This is a genomic window from Pseudomonas sp. RGM2987, from assembly GCF_022952855.1.
GTDB lineage: Bacteria > Pseudomonadota > Gammaproteobacteria > Pseudomonadales > Pseudomonadaceae > Aquipseudomonas.
Genome location: NZ_JALJDX010000213.1, coordinates 36,725 through 51,581 on the forward strand (window position 1 = coordinate 36,725; position 14,857 = coordinate 51,581).

Annotated in this window: 9 protein-coding genes; all 9 read right to left on the bottom strand. The window is 63.8% G+C overall.

Translation table 11 applies throughout. The features are described from left to right. Positions 1 to 7: 7 nt before the first annotated feature. The 9 genes from yccS to betI all read right to left on the bottom strand — a co-directional run bounded on the left by yccS (position 8) and on the right by betI (position 14,311). Positions 8 to 2,191 carry a YccS family putative transporter gene (yccS, locus tag RGM2987_RS20315; RefSeq protein WP_245144616.1) on the bottom strand — a complete coding sequence of 728 codons (2,184 nt, stop codon included), beginning with the start codon at positions 2,189 to 2,191 and terminating at the stop codon, positions 8 to 10. Between the two features lie 234 nt (positions 2,192 to 2,425). Continuing rightward, positions 2,426 to 3,604: an NAD(P)/FAD-dependent oxidoreductase gene (locus RGM2987_RS20320; RefSeq protein ID WP_245144617.1), complete on the bottom strand. Its 1,179-nt coding sequence runs from the start codon at positions 3,602 to 3,604 to the stop codon at positions 2,426 to 2,428. Between the two features lie 194 nt (positions 3,605 to 3,798). Beyond that, positions 3,799 to 5,136: an ATP-dependent RNA helicase DbpA gene (dbpA, locus tag RGM2987_RS20325; protein ID WP_245144667.1), complete on the bottom strand. Its 1,338-nt coding sequence runs from the start codon at positions 5,134 to 5,136 to the stop codon at positions 3,799 to 3,801. A gap of 344 nt (positions 5,137 to 5,480) precedes the next feature. Beyond that, entirely contained in the window at positions 5,481 to 6,908 is a 1,428-nt protein-coding gene (gene mdtD / locus RGM2987_RS20330; protein WP_245144618.1) for a multidrug transporter subunit MdtD, read from the bottom strand. A 177-nt stretch (positions 6,909 to 7,085) separates the two neighbouring features. Continuing rightward, positions 7,086 to 8,423: a TldD/PmbA family protein gene (locus tag RGM2987_RS20335; RefSeq protein ID WP_245144619.1), complete on the bottom strand. Its 1,338-nt coding sequence runs from the start codon at positions 8,421 to 8,423 to the stop codon at positions 7,086 to 7,088. Further along, on the bottom strand, positions 8,423 to 9,865 hold the full coding sequence (locus RGM2987_RS20340) for a TldD/PmbA family protein (RefSeq protein WP_245144620.1): 1,443 nt from the start codon (positions 9,863 to 9,865) through the stop codon (positions 8,423 to 8,425). The genes RGM2987_RS20335 and RGM2987_RS20340 overlap by 1 nt, the downstream gene beginning before the upstream one ends. A gap of 355 nt (positions 9,866 to 10,220) precedes the next feature. After that, the gene (gene betA / locus RGM2987_RS20345; RefSeq protein ID WP_245144621.1) at positions 10,221 to 11,924 is read right to left on the bottom strand and encodes a choline dehydrogenase; all 1,704 of its coding nucleotides are present in this window, start codon (positions 11,922 to 11,924) and stop codon (positions 10,221 to 10,223) included. Between the two features lie 213 nt (positions 11,925 to 12,137). Then, positions 12,138 to 13,610, bottom strand: a complete 1,473-nt coding sequence (gene betB, locus RGM2987_RS20350) for a betaine-aldehyde dehydrogenase (RefSeq protein ID WP_245144622.1) — start codon at positions 13,608 to 13,610, stop codon at positions 12,138 to 12,140. An 80-nt stretch (positions 13,611 to 13,690) separates the two neighbouring features. Further along, on the bottom strand, positions 13,691 to 14,311 hold the full coding sequence (gene betI / locus RGM2987_RS20355; protein WP_245144623.1) for a transcriptional regulator BetI: 621 nt from the start codon (positions 14,309 to 14,311) through the stop codon (positions 13,691 to 13,693). Between the last annotated feature and the right edge of the window lie 546 nt (positions 14,312 to 14,857).

Below are 14,857 nucleotides of genomic sequence, written 5' to 3' on the forward strand. Positions count from 1 at the left end.
CCCGACCTCAAGCCTCAGGCACATCCTTGATCAAATGCGCCGCCAGGGTCCGCAACGGGCCGAGCTGACGGCAGATCAACGCCAGTTGGGTTTGCACCAGTCGCTGGCCTTCGTCGATTTCATCGGGCATCTGTTCGAGTTCATTAGCCAGGGCTTCCTCTTCGTCACTCTGGATCGCAATCGCGGTCTTGCTCGCCAGGCCCTGGGCGATTTCATCGATGCTGGTCGCCAGTTTCACCCCCGCGCCCTCGATCAACTGTTCACGCACCTCGGTCGGCAGTTCGGTGCCCCGATGCGCCCCCAGGCCCGACAGGTAGCTGAGCAGCGTGTGGGACAGCACCAGGAAGCGGAAGCCTACGTCGGCTTCCTTACGGAAATGCCCAGGCTCCATCAGCATGTTCGCAAGCGTGGTGGACAGCGCGGCGTCGGCGTTGTGGGCGTTGCGTCGGGCCAGGCGATAGGCCAGGTCGTCGCTTTTGCCGGCGGCGTATTGCTGCATTATCTGGCGCAGGTAAGTGCTGTTGCAGGTCAGCGTGTTCGCCAACACCTTGTTCAGCCGGCGACCCTGCCAGTCCGGCAGGAACAGGAACACCGCCAGCCCCGCGATCAGGCTGCCGAGCAAGGTGTCGAACAGCCGTGGCAGCAGCAGCCCATAGCCGTCGCCCACCTGGTTGAAGCAGAACAGCACCATGATGGTGATCGCGGCGGTCGCCAGGGTGTAGCGGGTCGTACGGTTGGTAAAGAACACCACCCCGGCGAGGATCGCGAAGCACGATTGCACCAAGGGGTTGGGGAACAGATCGAACAGCGCCCAGGCCACCGTCAGGCCGATGGCGGTACCGATGATCCGTTGGCCGAGCTTGCGTCGGGTCGCGCCGTAGTTGGGCTGGCAGACGAATAGCGTGGTGAGGATGATCCAGTAGCCCTGGGACGGGTGGATCATGTGCACCACGGCGTAGCCGACGCTCAAGGCCAGGGGCAGGCGCAGGGCATGGCGGAACAGCAGCGAGGTGGGCGTGAGTTGCGTGCGCAGGCGCAGCCAGACGTCCTTCAGGTTGCGCGGCGAGCGATCCAGCAGGCTGCTGTCGGTGGCGTCGGCCAGGGCGTCAGGGTTGCTGGCGTCGCTGAGCAGGCGGTCCATGGTCGCCAGGTTCACCGACAGCGCCCGCAATGAACGCAACAAGCCGCGCCAGGCCGGGTTGCTCTGGATGCGCAAGTGTTCGAGGGACGCGTGCAGGTCGTTGAGGGCTTCGGCGAAGCTGTCGTCGTAGACGAACGGCTGGCGCAGTTGGATCGACTCGGCCAGCGCCTGGCAGGCCTTGCCTTGCTGGCGCAGCAGGCGCTGGCAACGGAACAGCACGTCGCTATGGAAGAATGCCTCGGCCAGGGCGTTATAAGGATAGTGCGAGGAACTGGCGCGTTCGTGGATGTCCTGGGCCAGGAAATACAACTTCAGGTAGCGGCTGACTTTCGACCCGGGCCGGCCATTGCCCACGCGGTGCAGGATGATTTCCTTGGCGGTGTTGAGCGCGGCGACCACCCGGCCGTTCTGCTGGGCCAGTTCCAGGCGCCGCGCTTCGATGTCCAGCTGGCGGATCGGTTCGAGCAGCGACGATTTGAGTTTCAGATAGCGCCCCAGTTCGCGAAACAGCCGCGCCAGGCTTTGCTGCACCGGTTGGTTGGAAAACAATGCTTGCCACAGCACCGAGAGCAGCCCGTACCACGCCGCACCGGCCACCAGCAGCAAGGGCTCATGCCAGAAGTCGCTGACGGCGCCGCCGCGCTGGTCCACGCCGATCACGGTATAGACCGAGAGAATCAGGGTCGCCGAGGCAATCGCGCCGTAGCGTTCACCCAGGGCGCCGAGCATGGTCAGGCCGAAGGCGGCCAGGGCCAGGGCGACGATGAACAATACGGGATAGGGGAACAGCAGCTCCACCGACAGTGCCGCGACGGTGAAACACACGAGGGTCACGGCCAGCGCAGTGAGGCGGCCTTGCCAGCTGTCGTCGGTCTCGGCCAGGGCACTGGCAATGATCCCCAGGAACAACGGGATCAGCAGCGCCATCTCGTCCAGGTACCAACACAGGCCCATGCTGCCGGTCAGGGCGATGAACACCCGCACGCTATAACTGAACTTATCCAACGCCCAAAGGCGACGCAGAGACTGGCTAAACGAGGTCGATGACATGAAGTGCACGGGCCTGACGGGCAATGACGCTAAATTGAGGCAGTAATGACGCCGACGCAATGGGGGCGATCACATCTGGCAGCAAAAAGTGTTGCGCCACTCCGCCACCAATCCCCTGTGGGAGCGGGCTTGATCGCGAATACGCTGTGTCAGCAGCATCGAATTGACTGACTCACCGCATTCGTCGGATCGCCGCCCGGAGCAAGCCCGCTCCCACATTTGATGTGTGTTGTGTCAGACGTATTGCGCGGCGGCATAACCCGACGCCCAGGCCCACTGGAAGTTGAACCCGCCCAGGTGCCCGGTGACGTCCAGCACTTCACCGATGAAGTACAGGCCAGGGCTTTTCAGCGACTCCATGGTCTTGGACGAGACTTCCCGGGTGTCGACGCCGCCCAGGGTGACTTCGGCGGTGCGGTAGCCCTCGGTGCCGGCCGGGACGAGGTTCCAGCTCGCCAGCTTCTCGGCGATGTCCGCCAGCTCGGCGTGGGTATATTGCTTCATCGGCTTGGAGACGAACCACGTGTCGGCCAACAGGTTGGCCATCTTCTTGGTGAACAGCTCCCCCAGCAGGGTTTTCAGTTCACTGTTGGGGCGTTCGGCTTGTTGCTGTTGCAGCCATTGCGGCACGTCGTGATCGGGCAGCAGGTTGATCTGCACCGTATCCCCGGGTTCCCAGAACGACGAAATCTGCAGGATCGCCGGGCCGCTCAGACCGCGGTGGGTAAACAGGATGTTCTCGCGAAAACTCTGCTCGTTGCAGCTCACCAGGCAGTCCACCGACGTGCCGGAGAGTTCGGTGCACAACGCCTTGAGCTGATCGGTGATGGTGAACGGCACCAGCCCCGCGCGGGTAGGCAGCAACTGATGACCGAACTGCTTGGCCACCTGATAGCCGAAACCGGTTGCCCCGAGGGTCGGGATCGACAGCCCGCCGGTGGCGATCACCAGCGATTGACAAGTGACGGCCCCAAGGGTGGTTTGCAGCAGATAGCCGCTGTCGGTCTTTTCGATCTGGTTGATCGAGGTGTCCAGGTGCAGGTTGACGCCGGCCTGCTCGCATTCGTCCAGAAGCATGCCGAGGATGTCGCTGGATTTGTTATCGCAGAACAACTGGCCGAGTTTTTTCTCGTGATACGCAACGCCGTGCTTGGCCACCAGGGCGATGAAATCCCATTGGGTATAGCGGGCCAGGGCCGATTTGCAGAAGTGCGGGTTTTGCGAAAGGAAATTGCCAGGCTCGGTGTACATATTGGTGAAATTGCAGCGCCCACCGCCGGACATGAGGATTTTCTTGCCGGCCTTGTTGGCGTGGTCCAGCAACATCACCTGCCGCCCGCGCCCGGCGGCGGTCAGCGCACACATCAACCCCGCGGCGCCAGCGCCAATGATCACGACTTCGGTAGAGCGCAAAACGGTGTCCTCTGAATGTCTGGGGCCTGTCAGAAATTTGCTCTTGTGGCGAGGGAGCTTGCTCCCGCTCGAGCGCGAAGCGGTCGCAAAGCCAACGAACACGAACTGTCTGAAACACCACATTCATGGCTTTCAGGGCTGCTGCGCACCCCAGCGGGAGCAAGCTCCCTCGCCACAGGGTGAATCAATAACAATCAGAGGATCCGCACCCGCAACGAGCGGCCCTTGATCTTGCCGTCGTTCAGGCGTTGCAGCGCCTGCTTGGCGATGCCGCGTTCCACGGCCACGTAGGCCTGGAAGTCGAAGATCGCGATCTTGCCGACCTGGGCGCCGGGGATACCGGCCTCGCCGGTCAGGGCGCCGAGTATGTCGCCGGGGCGGACCTTGTCCTTGCGCCCGGCGGCGATGCACAGGGTGCTCATGGCCGGCAGCAACGGGCCGCCGCCCTGGGGCTTGAGGTTATCCAGCTGGTCCCAGTTCAACGGCGCCTTCTGCAATTGCTCGATGGCCTGGGCGCGGTGGGCTTCGGACGGCGCCACCAGGCTGATGGCGATGCCTTTTTCCCCGGCGCGGCCGGTGCGGCCGACGCGATGGATGTGGATTTCCGAATCCCGGGCCAGCTCGACGTTGATCACCATGTCCAGCGCATCGATGTCCAGGCCACGGGCCGCGACGTCGGTGGCCACCAGCACCGAGGTGCTGCGGTTGGCGAACATCGCAAGCACCTGGTCACGGTCGCGCTGTTCCAGGTCGCCATGCAGGCCGACGGCAGAGATGCCTTTGGATGTCAGGTGATCGACGGTTTCCTGGACCTGCTGCTTGGTGAAGCAGAAGGCTACGCAGGAGGCCGGACGGAAATGCGCGAGCACCTTGACCACGGCGTCCATGCGTTCCTCGGGGGAGATCTCGTAGAAGCGCTGCTCGATCTGCGCGTCGGAGTGGAACGCCTCGGCCTTCACTTGCTGCGGGTCGCGCATGAACTTGGAGGACAGTTGCTTGATGCCCACCGGGTAAGTGGCGGAGAACAGGAGCGTCTGGCGGCGTTCCGGGGTCTGCTGGATGATGTCTTCGATGGCGTCGTAGAAGCCCATGTCGAGCATGCGGTCGGCTTCGTCGAGGATCAGCGTGTTGAGCCCGTCGAGCACCAGCGAGCCCTTGCGCAGGTGCTGCTGGATGCGTCCCGGCGTGCCGACGATGATGTGGGCGCCGTGTTCCAGGGAGGCGATCTGCGGACCGAACGACACGCCGCCGCACAGGGTCAGGACCTTGATGTTGTCTTCGGCGCGGGCCAGGCGACGGATTTCCTTGGCGACCTGGTCGGCCAGCTCGCGGGTCGGGCACATCACCAGCGCCTGGCAGCCGAAGAAGCGCGGGTTGATCGGGTTCAGCAGGCCAATGCCGAACGCGGCGGTCTTGCCGCTGCCGGTCTTGGCCTGGGCGATCAGGTCCATGCCCTTGAGAATCACCGGCAAGCTTTGCGCCTGGATCGGCGTCATCTGGGCATAACCGAGTGATTCGAGGTTAGCCAGCATGGCGGCGGACAGCGGCAAAGTATTAAAAGCGGTGGCGATGGTGGTCACGGTACGGGCCTGCAAAACAAAATGTCGCGCAGTGTAGCAGCCTCGTGCCACTTTCTTCGAAAGTTCTGGACGAGCAGTGGTGTCCGGGGGCTCTCTGCCCGTTTCAGGAGCACGCCGGCTTCTGTGGCGAGGGAGCTTGCTCCCGCTGGGTCGCGAAGCGACCCCAAACCGGCCAACGCGGTGTACCTGAATCAGCGGAGAGCGCAAATAACGACTGCTTCGCAGCCGAGCGGGAGCAAGCTCCCTCGCCACGGGTGTTCATCCTGTCCCGGACTAAACAGGGTTATCAGATGGTCTCAGTGCTCGATATGCTCATCGTGACGTTTCTGCCGCCGCCCATCCTGTTTGGACAGTTGGGAAAAAATCGTCGCCGCCAGCATCGCCATGATGCCCACCGTCACGAAGGTCAGCTGAAAGGCCCCCAGCACAGTGTCGACCCCGTCATTGCCCACCTGGCTCGTAAAACCGCCAAGCAGGGCGCCGGCACAGGCCACGCCGAGGCTCAGGGACAGTTGCGCCACCACTGAAAGCAGGCTGTTGCCGCTGCTGGCGCTGGCATCGTCGAGGTCGATCAGGGTCACGGTGTTCATCGCCGTGAATTGCAGCGAGTTGATCGCCCCCAGCACCGCCAGTTGCGCCAGCAGCAACCAGTACGGCGTCTGCTCGCTGACCAGGCCCATGCTCGCCAGCATGATGCCCAGGGCCAGGGTGTTGCCGGTCAGGACGATGCGATAGCCGAGGCGTTCGATCAGCGGCCGGGCGACCGACTTGGCGACCATCGCCGCAGCCGCCAGCGGCAGCATGCTCATCCCGGCCTGGGACGGTGAGTAACCCAGGGCCACTTGCAGCAGCAGCGGCACCAGGAACGGCAGGGCGCCGCTGCCCAGGCGCGCGAACAGGTTGCCGAGGATCCCCACGGCGAAGGTCCGGGTCTTGAACAGCGACGGCGGGAACAGCGCGTTCTCGACGTGCCCGGCCCGCAGCCAGTAAGCCGCCAGGCAGGCCATGCCGCCGAACAGCAGCAACATCACCCGCAGGTGCGGCAAGTGCAGTTCACCCAGGCCTTCCATGGCGATGGTGATCAACACCATCGCCGCGCCGAACAGCACAAAGCCCAGCCCGTCGAACCGCGTGCGTTCGCTGCCGCGCAGGTCGGGGATGAATTTCCACACCGCATAGCAACCGATCACGCCCACCGGCAGGTTGATCAGGAAGATCCAGTGCCAGGTCAGGTACTCGACCATCCAGCCGCCCATGGTCGGGCCGATCAACGGACCGAGCAGGCCGGGAATGGTGATGAAACCCATGATCCGCACCAGCTCCGAGCGCGGGTAGGCCCGCAGCACCACCAGCCGGCCCACCGGCAGCATCAGCGCACCGCCCAGGCCCTGGATGACCCGCGCACCGACCAGCATGGTCAGCGAACTCGACAAGGCGCACAGCAGCGAGCCGAAACTGAACAACAGGATCGCGCCGAAGAAAATCTTCTTGGTGCCGAAGCGGTCGGCAACCCAGCCCGACGCCGGAATCAGCAGGGCCACGGTGAGCATGTAGGCGATGATCACCCCTTGCATGCGCAGCGGGTTTTCCGCCAGGTCAGTGGCCATGGCCGGCAGTGCAGTGTTGAGGATGGTGCCGTCCAGGGACTGCATGAAGAACGCGATCGCCACCACCCAGGGGAGCCAGCGGGCGGTGACGGCGTCGAGCGGTGCGCGGTTGGGCATGGGACCTCTTGTATGCGTATTGATCGGGCGGTGATGTTTTTGTGGCGAGGGAGCTTGCTCCCGCTCGGCTGCGAAGCAGTCGTAAGCCGGCGGCGGATCATTCAGACTCACCGCGCTGGCGGATTTTAGGGCCGCTTCGCAGCCCAGCGGGAGCAAGCTCCCTCGCCACAGGAGGTGTTACAGCGTCAACGTCAACCGCTTCACCAGCGCTCCCGGTAGCAGCATCGAGGCCGTGGCCCGTTGGCTGTAGGTGCTGGCCGAGAGCAGAAGTTCCCGCTCCCGGGTCAGGCCTTCGAGCTGCGAGCCGAGCAGGCTGTAGACGCTGTCGTCGAAACGCATGGTGCTGACCGGCGCGACGATCTGGCCGTTCTCGACCCAGAACGTGGCGAAGCGGGTCATGCCGGTCAGGCGTGCGGCGGGTTGGTCCGAGTAGTTCAGGTACCAGAGGTTGCTGATGTACAGCCCGGTGTCGAGTTGTTCAAGGATGTATTTCTGCTCCAGTTGCCCGCCCTGCATGTCCAGCGCCGTGGGGTATTCGTAGCTGCTCGCACCGTTGGCGGCGAGGCCGTATTCGGCGGCGCTGCGGGAGTTGACCAATTGCGCATTGGCCATGCCCTTGGCGATCAGCCCCAGGTCATCGCGGGGATAACCTTCGTCGGAAAACGCCGGGCTCAAGGAGCCGCTGACCTGCTCTGTCAGCCACACGTTGGGGCTGAAGTGGGCTTCGCCTGCGTAGAACTTCTGCAAGGGGCTCTGCTTGCTGGCGATCGCCCGGGCGGAGAATCCGCCCCAACTGAGCATGCCCATGATCTCTTCCAGCGCGGCCGGCGCCAGGTAGGCGCGGTACTCGCCGGGCGGCAAGGTACGCAACGGTCGACCCAAGAATTCCAGTTGCTGGCGGGCCTGCTCGAAGCGCCGGGCGAAGCCTTCGCTGCTCCACTGGTGGCCGGCGTAGCTGGCTTTCACCGCCTGGCCGTTTTCATGGAACAGGCTGAAGTCGAAGTTGAAGCTGTTGGCCTGATGCCAGCCGAACGCCCCGGACGAGCTGGCAAAACCCCGGCTGATGGGGCCGGCGGCGTAGAAACCGACCAGGTCCAGGCCCTCGGCGGCGCGGGTGATCTCGGCGACGGCTTGCTCGGTTTCCGGCAATGGATGTGCCTGCACGTTGTTGCTCTGCCAATGATTATGGTTGAGCAGCAGGTACGGATCGCGGGGCAGCAGCGGCAAGGTTTCGCGCAGCTGTTGCAGGCCATCGGCGAGACGTTGCAGGTCGGTTGCGGGCTCGCCGGACAAGGTGATCTGCAGGTCGGCGTGGCGGCCGTCGTCGATCAATTTGAAACTGACATTGGCCTGTTGCACCTGTCCGGCCTGGCGCACCTTGGCGTGATTGAAGCGTACGAAGGCCGAGGATTCGGCGGCGTAGCCGAGGGTGAATTGTTCGGATTGGCGTAGCGCGTTGCGCAACCAGTCGACCAGGCTCTTGAACGCCTCGGCCTGATTATTGAAAGTGCTCATCAGGCGTCTCCCCCAAACACATCAACGTTGCTGAACACACAGGCCGGCGACGCATGGCCGACGCGGATGACCTGGTTCGGTTCGCCTTTGCCGCAATTCGGCGTGCCCAGGACCTGCGAGGTGCTGGCATCGCCGACCGCGCGCAGGCTCTTCCAGAACTGCGCGGAAATGCCCCGGTAGTTGGGGTTCTTCACCACGCCCTTGAGCTCGCCGTTTTCAATCAACTGGCCCCATTCGCAGCCGAACTGGAATTTGTTGCGGGCATCGTCGATCGACCAGGAGCGGTTGGTGCGCATCAGCACGCCATGCTCGATGCCTTGGATCAGTTGCGCCAGGGTCTGGTCGCCGGGCTCGATGTTCAGGTTCGCCATGCGGTCGATGGGCGGGCGGTTCCAGCCGCAGGCGCGACTGTTGGCGACGCCGCTGAGGCCGGCACGGAATTGCGACAGCGCACCGCCCAATGGACGCAGCAGCAGGCCTTCGCGGATCAGGAACTGTTTGCTGGCGGCGGTGCCGTCATCGTCATGGCTGTAGCTTGCCAGCTCCTCGGGAATGTCCGGGTCGAAGGTCACGTTCAACAGGCTGGAGCCGTATTGCAGGTGACCAAAATCGGCGGTCTTGACGAAGCTGGTGCCGGCGTAGTTGCGCTCGTCCCCCAGGATGCGGTCCAGCTCCAGCGGATGGCCGATGGATTCGTGGATCTGCAACATCATCTGGTCGGGCATCAGCAGCAAGTCCCGAGGGCCTTGTGGGGTGTTGGGCGCCATCAACAGTTGCAGGGCCTGGTCGGCGATCTTCGGCCCGGCGCCGATCAGGCCGCAGCGCTGGATCACGTCGAAGCCGCCTTGCTGGCCGAAGTTCTCGCGGCCCAGGGTGCGGGTCTGGCTGTCGTGACCGTCGAACGCGGTGACGTCCAGGGCCGGGTAGATGAAGCGCTGGGCCTGGCGCAGTTCGGCGCCGGCGCTGTTGAGGTAAATCTGCTCGACCTGGGTCAGGCCGATACTCACTTGCCAATTCACCAGGCGCTCGTCTGCCGGCACGGCGGCCGATTCGTCGCCGAGCAGTTGGTAGCAATCGCCCAGGGCCGGGAAAGCCTGGTCGAAAAACGGTGAAAAGTAGTCGGCGCGGTCGCTGGACACCGGCTGCTCGCGCAGGTCGAGCAAGGCGTGGGGCTTGAGCCGGCGGGCTTGTTGCTCGGCGCGGTCCAGCGCGGCTTGCAGGCCGGCCTGGGACAGGTCGTTGGTGGAGGCATAGGCCTCGACACCGTTGACCCGCGCGGTGAGCATCGCGCCTTCGTCACGGTTCAGGCTGGGCGGCTCGGCGACATTCTTGCGCACCGACAAATGCTGGCCGGATTCGCGCACGTAACGCAGGGAAAAAAACTCAGCGCCCGTGCGCAAGGCAGCAAAGCGCTGCTTGAGCTGGGGGGAGAAGTCGAACATGGAACCTCCTTGTCTGGAGTGGCGGTGCAGCGAGGTGCGGCGCAGTGACGCGGCGGCTCTAGAGTAGGCCTGGGCGGGGAGAGGGATCAAGGGATTGTGGATGTCAGGGGGGACGCTATCGCGAGCAGGCTCGCTCCCACACTGGGGCCTGAGTGGTCACAAGATTTGTGTCCGCCGGGGGTCCTGTGGGAGCGGGCTTGCTCGCGAAGGCGGTGTGACAGTCGATGGAGATGTTGGATATGCCGGCCTCTTCGCGAGCAAGCCCGCTCCCACAGTTTGATCGGTGTCGGACACAAAATCTGCATCCGCCGGGGATCCTCTGTGGGAGCGAGCCTGCTCGCGATGGCGGTAGCCGTTACTGCGCGGTAGGCCCGACTTCGCGCAGTGGCTTGCCGCGTACCGGCGCGTCGCCGGCCACGTAGTACGGCGCGGTGCTGCGGGGCAGGGGCTGGCGGCCGCGGATCTTGTCGGCGATTTTCTCGGCGATCATGATCGTTGGCGCGTTCAGGTTACCGGTGGTGATGATCGGCATGATCGAGGCATCCACCACGCGCAGACCTTGCATGCCATGCACGCGGCCTTCTGCGTCGACCACTGCCATGTCGTCGGTGCCCATCTTGCACGAGCAGGAGGGGTGGAACGCAGTTTCGGCGTGTTCGCGGATGAACTGGTCCAGTTGCGCGTCGGTCTGCACCTCGATGCCCGGACTGATCTCGCGGCCACGGAACGGGTCGAGCGCCGGCTGTTGCATGATCTCGCGGGTCAGGCGGATGCCATCGCGAAACTCCTGCCAGTCCTGCTCGGTGGCCATGTAGTTGAACAGGATGCTCGGGTGCTGGCGCGGGTCCTTGGACCTGGCCTGGATCCGGCCACGGCTGGGTGAACGCATGGAACCCATGTGCGCCTGGAAGCCATGTTCCTTCACACCGTTGCTGCCGTTGTAGTTAATTGCCACCGGCAGGAAGTGGTACTGGATGTTCGGCCAATCGAACTCCGGGCGGGTGCGGATGAAGCCGCCGGCCTCGAACTGGTTGCTGGCGCCGATGCCGGTGCCGTTGAACAGCCACTCGGCACCGATGGCCGGCTGGTTGTACCAGAGCAGCGACGGGTACAGCGAAACCGGTTGGGTGCAGGCGTATTGCAGATACAGTTCGAGGTGATCCTGCAGATTCTCACCGACGCCCGGCAGGTCATGGACCACCGGAATGTCGAGGCTCTTGAGCAATGGCGCCGGGCCGACGCCGGAGCGTTGCAGGATCTGCGGCGAAGCGATGGCGCCGGAGCACAGCAGTACTTCCTTGCGGGCGCGGGCTTCGACCCGCTCTTCAGCGGCGCCCACCAGGTAACGCACGCCTACCGCGCGCTTGCCTTCGAACAGGATCTTGTCGGTCAGGGCATGGGTGATGATGGTCAGGGTCGAGCGCTTCTTGGCGACGTCCAGATAACCACGGGCGGTACTGGCGCGACGGCCGTTCGGCGTCACGGTGCGGTCCATCGGGCCGAAGCCTTCCTGCTGGTAGCCGTTGAGGTCCTCGGTACGCGGATAACCGGCCTGCACGCCGGCCTCGACCATCGCATGGAATAGCGGGTTGTTACCGGGCTTGGGCGTGGTCACGCTGACCGGACCTTCGCCGCCGTGGTAGTCGTTGGGGCCGATGTCACGGGTTTCCGCCTTGCGAAAGTACGGCAGGCAGTCCAGGTAGCTCCAGTCTTCCAGGCCCGGTAGCTTGGCCCAGTTGTCGTAATCCAGGGCGTTGCCGCGGATGTAGCACATGCCGTTGATCAACGAAGAGCCGCCCAGGCCCTTGCCGCGACCGCATTCCATGCGGCGGCCGTTCATATGCGGCTCGGGGTCGGTTTCATAGGCCCAGTTATAGCGTCGGCCTTGCAGCGGGAACGCCAGGGCGGCCGGCATTTGCGTGCGAAAATCCAGGCGATAGTCCGGACCGCCGGCTTCGAGCAGCAGGACGGTGACGCCTTCGTCTTCGGTCAGACGGGCCGCCAGGGTGTTACCGGCCGAGCCGGCACCGATGATGATGTAATCGAATTCTTGGGACATGAAATGCACCCTCTTTTGATTGGGTTCAGGTCGCGGTCGGCGAGTGCCACCTTCCCTGTGGCGAGGGGATTTATCCCCGTTCGGCTGCGCAGCAGTCGCAACTCAAGCGACCGGGTTCTGTCTGGATAGCGATGAGCCCTGAAGCGAGGGGCCGCTTCGCAGCCCGGCGGGAGCAAGCTCCCTCGCCACAAAAGCCCCTGGCTCCGGGTCAGATCAGAACACCGAGGCGTAATCGCCCAGCTCGACCTGTACCGATTTGATGCGTGTGAAGTTGTTCAGCGAGCTGATCCCGTTCTCGCGGCCCACGCCCGATTGCTTGTAGCCACCGACCGGCATCTTCGCGTCGGACTCGCCCCAGGCGTTGATCCAGCAGATACCGGCTTCCAGTTGATGGATGATGCGGTGGGCGCGGTTCAGGTCGCGGGTCACGACGCCGGCGGCCAGGCCGAAGTCGGTGTCGTTGGCGCGGCGGATGACTTCTTCCTCGGTGTCATAGCTGAGGATGCTCATCACCGGACCGAAGATTTCTTCACGCACGATAGTCATCTCGTCAGTGCAATCGGTGAACACAGTCGGCGCAACGAACGCACCCTTGGCGAACTCGCCGTCGGTCAGGCGCGCGCCGCCGCACAGCAGGCGCGCGCCCTCGGCCTTGCCTTTCTCGATGTAGCCCAACACGCTTTCCATGTGGGCGAAGCTCACCAGCGGGCCGAAGTTGGTGTTCTCGTCCTCCGGATTGCCGATGCGGATGCGCGCCACGCGTTCGGCGATCTTGGCTTCGAGCGCGGCCTTGAGGTGTCTGGGCACGAACACGCGGGTGCCGTTGGTGCAGACCTGACCGGAGCTGTAGAAGTTGGCCATCATCGCAGTGTCGGCGGCGCGGTCCAGGTCGGCGTCGTCGCAGATGATCAACGGCGACTTGCCGCCCAATTCCATGGTCACGTCCTTGAGCGAAGAGCTCGAGGCGCTGGCCATGACTTTCTTGCCGGTGTCGGTGCCGCCGGTGAAGGAGACTTTCTCGATGCGTGGGTGCTCGGTCAGCCAGGTGCCGACTTCACGGCCGCTGCCGGTCAGCACGTTGAACACGCCCGCCGGGACGCCGGCTTCGGTGTAGATCTCGGCCAGCTTCAGGGTGGTCAGCGAGGTGACTTCGCTCGGCTTGAAGATCATCGCGTTACCGGCGGCCAGGGCCGGTGCGGATTTCCACAGGGCGATCTGGATCGGGTAGTTCCACGCGCCGATGCCGGCCACCACGCCCAGGGGCTCGCGGCGAGTGTAGACAAACGAGGTGTCGCGCAGCGGGATTTGCTCGCCTTCGATGGCGGGCACCAGGCCGGCGTAGTATTCGAGCACGTCGGCGCCGGTGACGATGTCGACGTAGCGGGTTTCGGAGTAGGCCTTGCCGGTGTCCAGCGTCTCCAGGGCGGCCAGTTCATCGTTGCGCTCGCGCAGAATGTCCACGGCGCGGCGCAGGATGCGCGAGCGCTGCATGGCGGTCATGGCCGCCCAGACTTTCTGGCCTTTTTCGGCGCTGATCACGGCGCGCTCGACGTCTTCCTTGGTGGCACGCTGCACCAGGGCGAGAACCTCACCGTTGGCAGGGTTGATGGCTTCGAAAGTGGCGTCGCCGCTGGCATCGCTGTACGCGCCATCGATGTAGAGTTTTTGCAGTTCGAAACGGGCCATAAAGTCCTCGCAAGTGCATGAGTGGTTGGCTGCGCCACCGGACGTGTCCACTACAGCTGACTACGCGGGTCGGTGACGGTTCAGGAGCCGAGCGGTTCTGTGTGCTCTGGCGCTCCTGCCTTGGCCAATTGGAAATCCATGTATTCGTAAGCGATCCGGTGTGCCTGGGCGGTGTCGAACGCGTCTCCCGACAGCGCCCCGCGCAGCCACAAACCGTCAATCAGAGCGGCCAGGCCCCGTGCCGCGCTACGCGCCTCATCGGCGGGCAATACGCGGCGGAACTGGCAACACAAGTTGGAATACAGACGGTGATCGTTGATCCGCTGCAACCTGTGCAATGACGAGTGATGCATGCTGGTGGCCCAGAAGGCCAGCCAGGTTTTCATTGCCGGGCCGTTGACCTGGCTGGCGTCGAAGTTGCCTTCGATGATCACCTGGAGGTGCGCCCGCGGGCTGCTGTCCTCCAGCGCCTGGCGGCGCGCGGTGACGTTCTCGCTCAGGACAGTCATCAGGTACTGGGCCGTGGCCGCGATCAGGCCATTCTTGTCCTGAAAGTAGTGACTGATGATGCCGTTCGAGACACCGGCCAAACGGGCGATCAGCGCAATGCTGGCGTCCCCCATGCCGACCTGATCGACCGCTTGCAGCGTGGCTTCGATCAATTGCTGGCGGCGTATGGGTTGCATACCGACCTTGGGCATCTAGCGCATCTCCTTAGGCCAACCGGCAGGCGAGTTCGTCTGTCGATGCGTGGGCCAGTCTATTTTGTTTTGATTGAACGTTCAATCAACAAAAGAATAAGCTCTGCGACAATTCGTCGCGATTTGCAGAAATTTCCTACGCGTAAATGGCGCAGAAACCGGACATCCAACGGCCCCGGCCCCAGGCTTCACAGGGGGCGAGGGCTTGTCGGATGTCTTTATAACACCCGCCGGTCGGCTGCCTACTGATCGATTGGTCGGGTAGCAGGAGCAGGCGGCGCTGGAGACCCGTGATTGGCAGCGGTTTCGTGAGCGGCTGATGCAGCCGGATCAACAGCAGTAGACACTGTTGGGGCAAGGAAGCTTGTGTGGCGAGGGAGCTTGCTCCCGCTGGGCTGCGTAGCAGCCCCCGGGTTTCTTCAGAGGGACCAAGTGAGCCGAGTTTGCGACTGTTGCGCAGCCGAGCGGGAGCAAGCTCCCTCGCCACGGTCGGTATTCCAGGGCTCCTTGTCTGAAACCCGCATAAACAAAAACGCCGCGATCTCT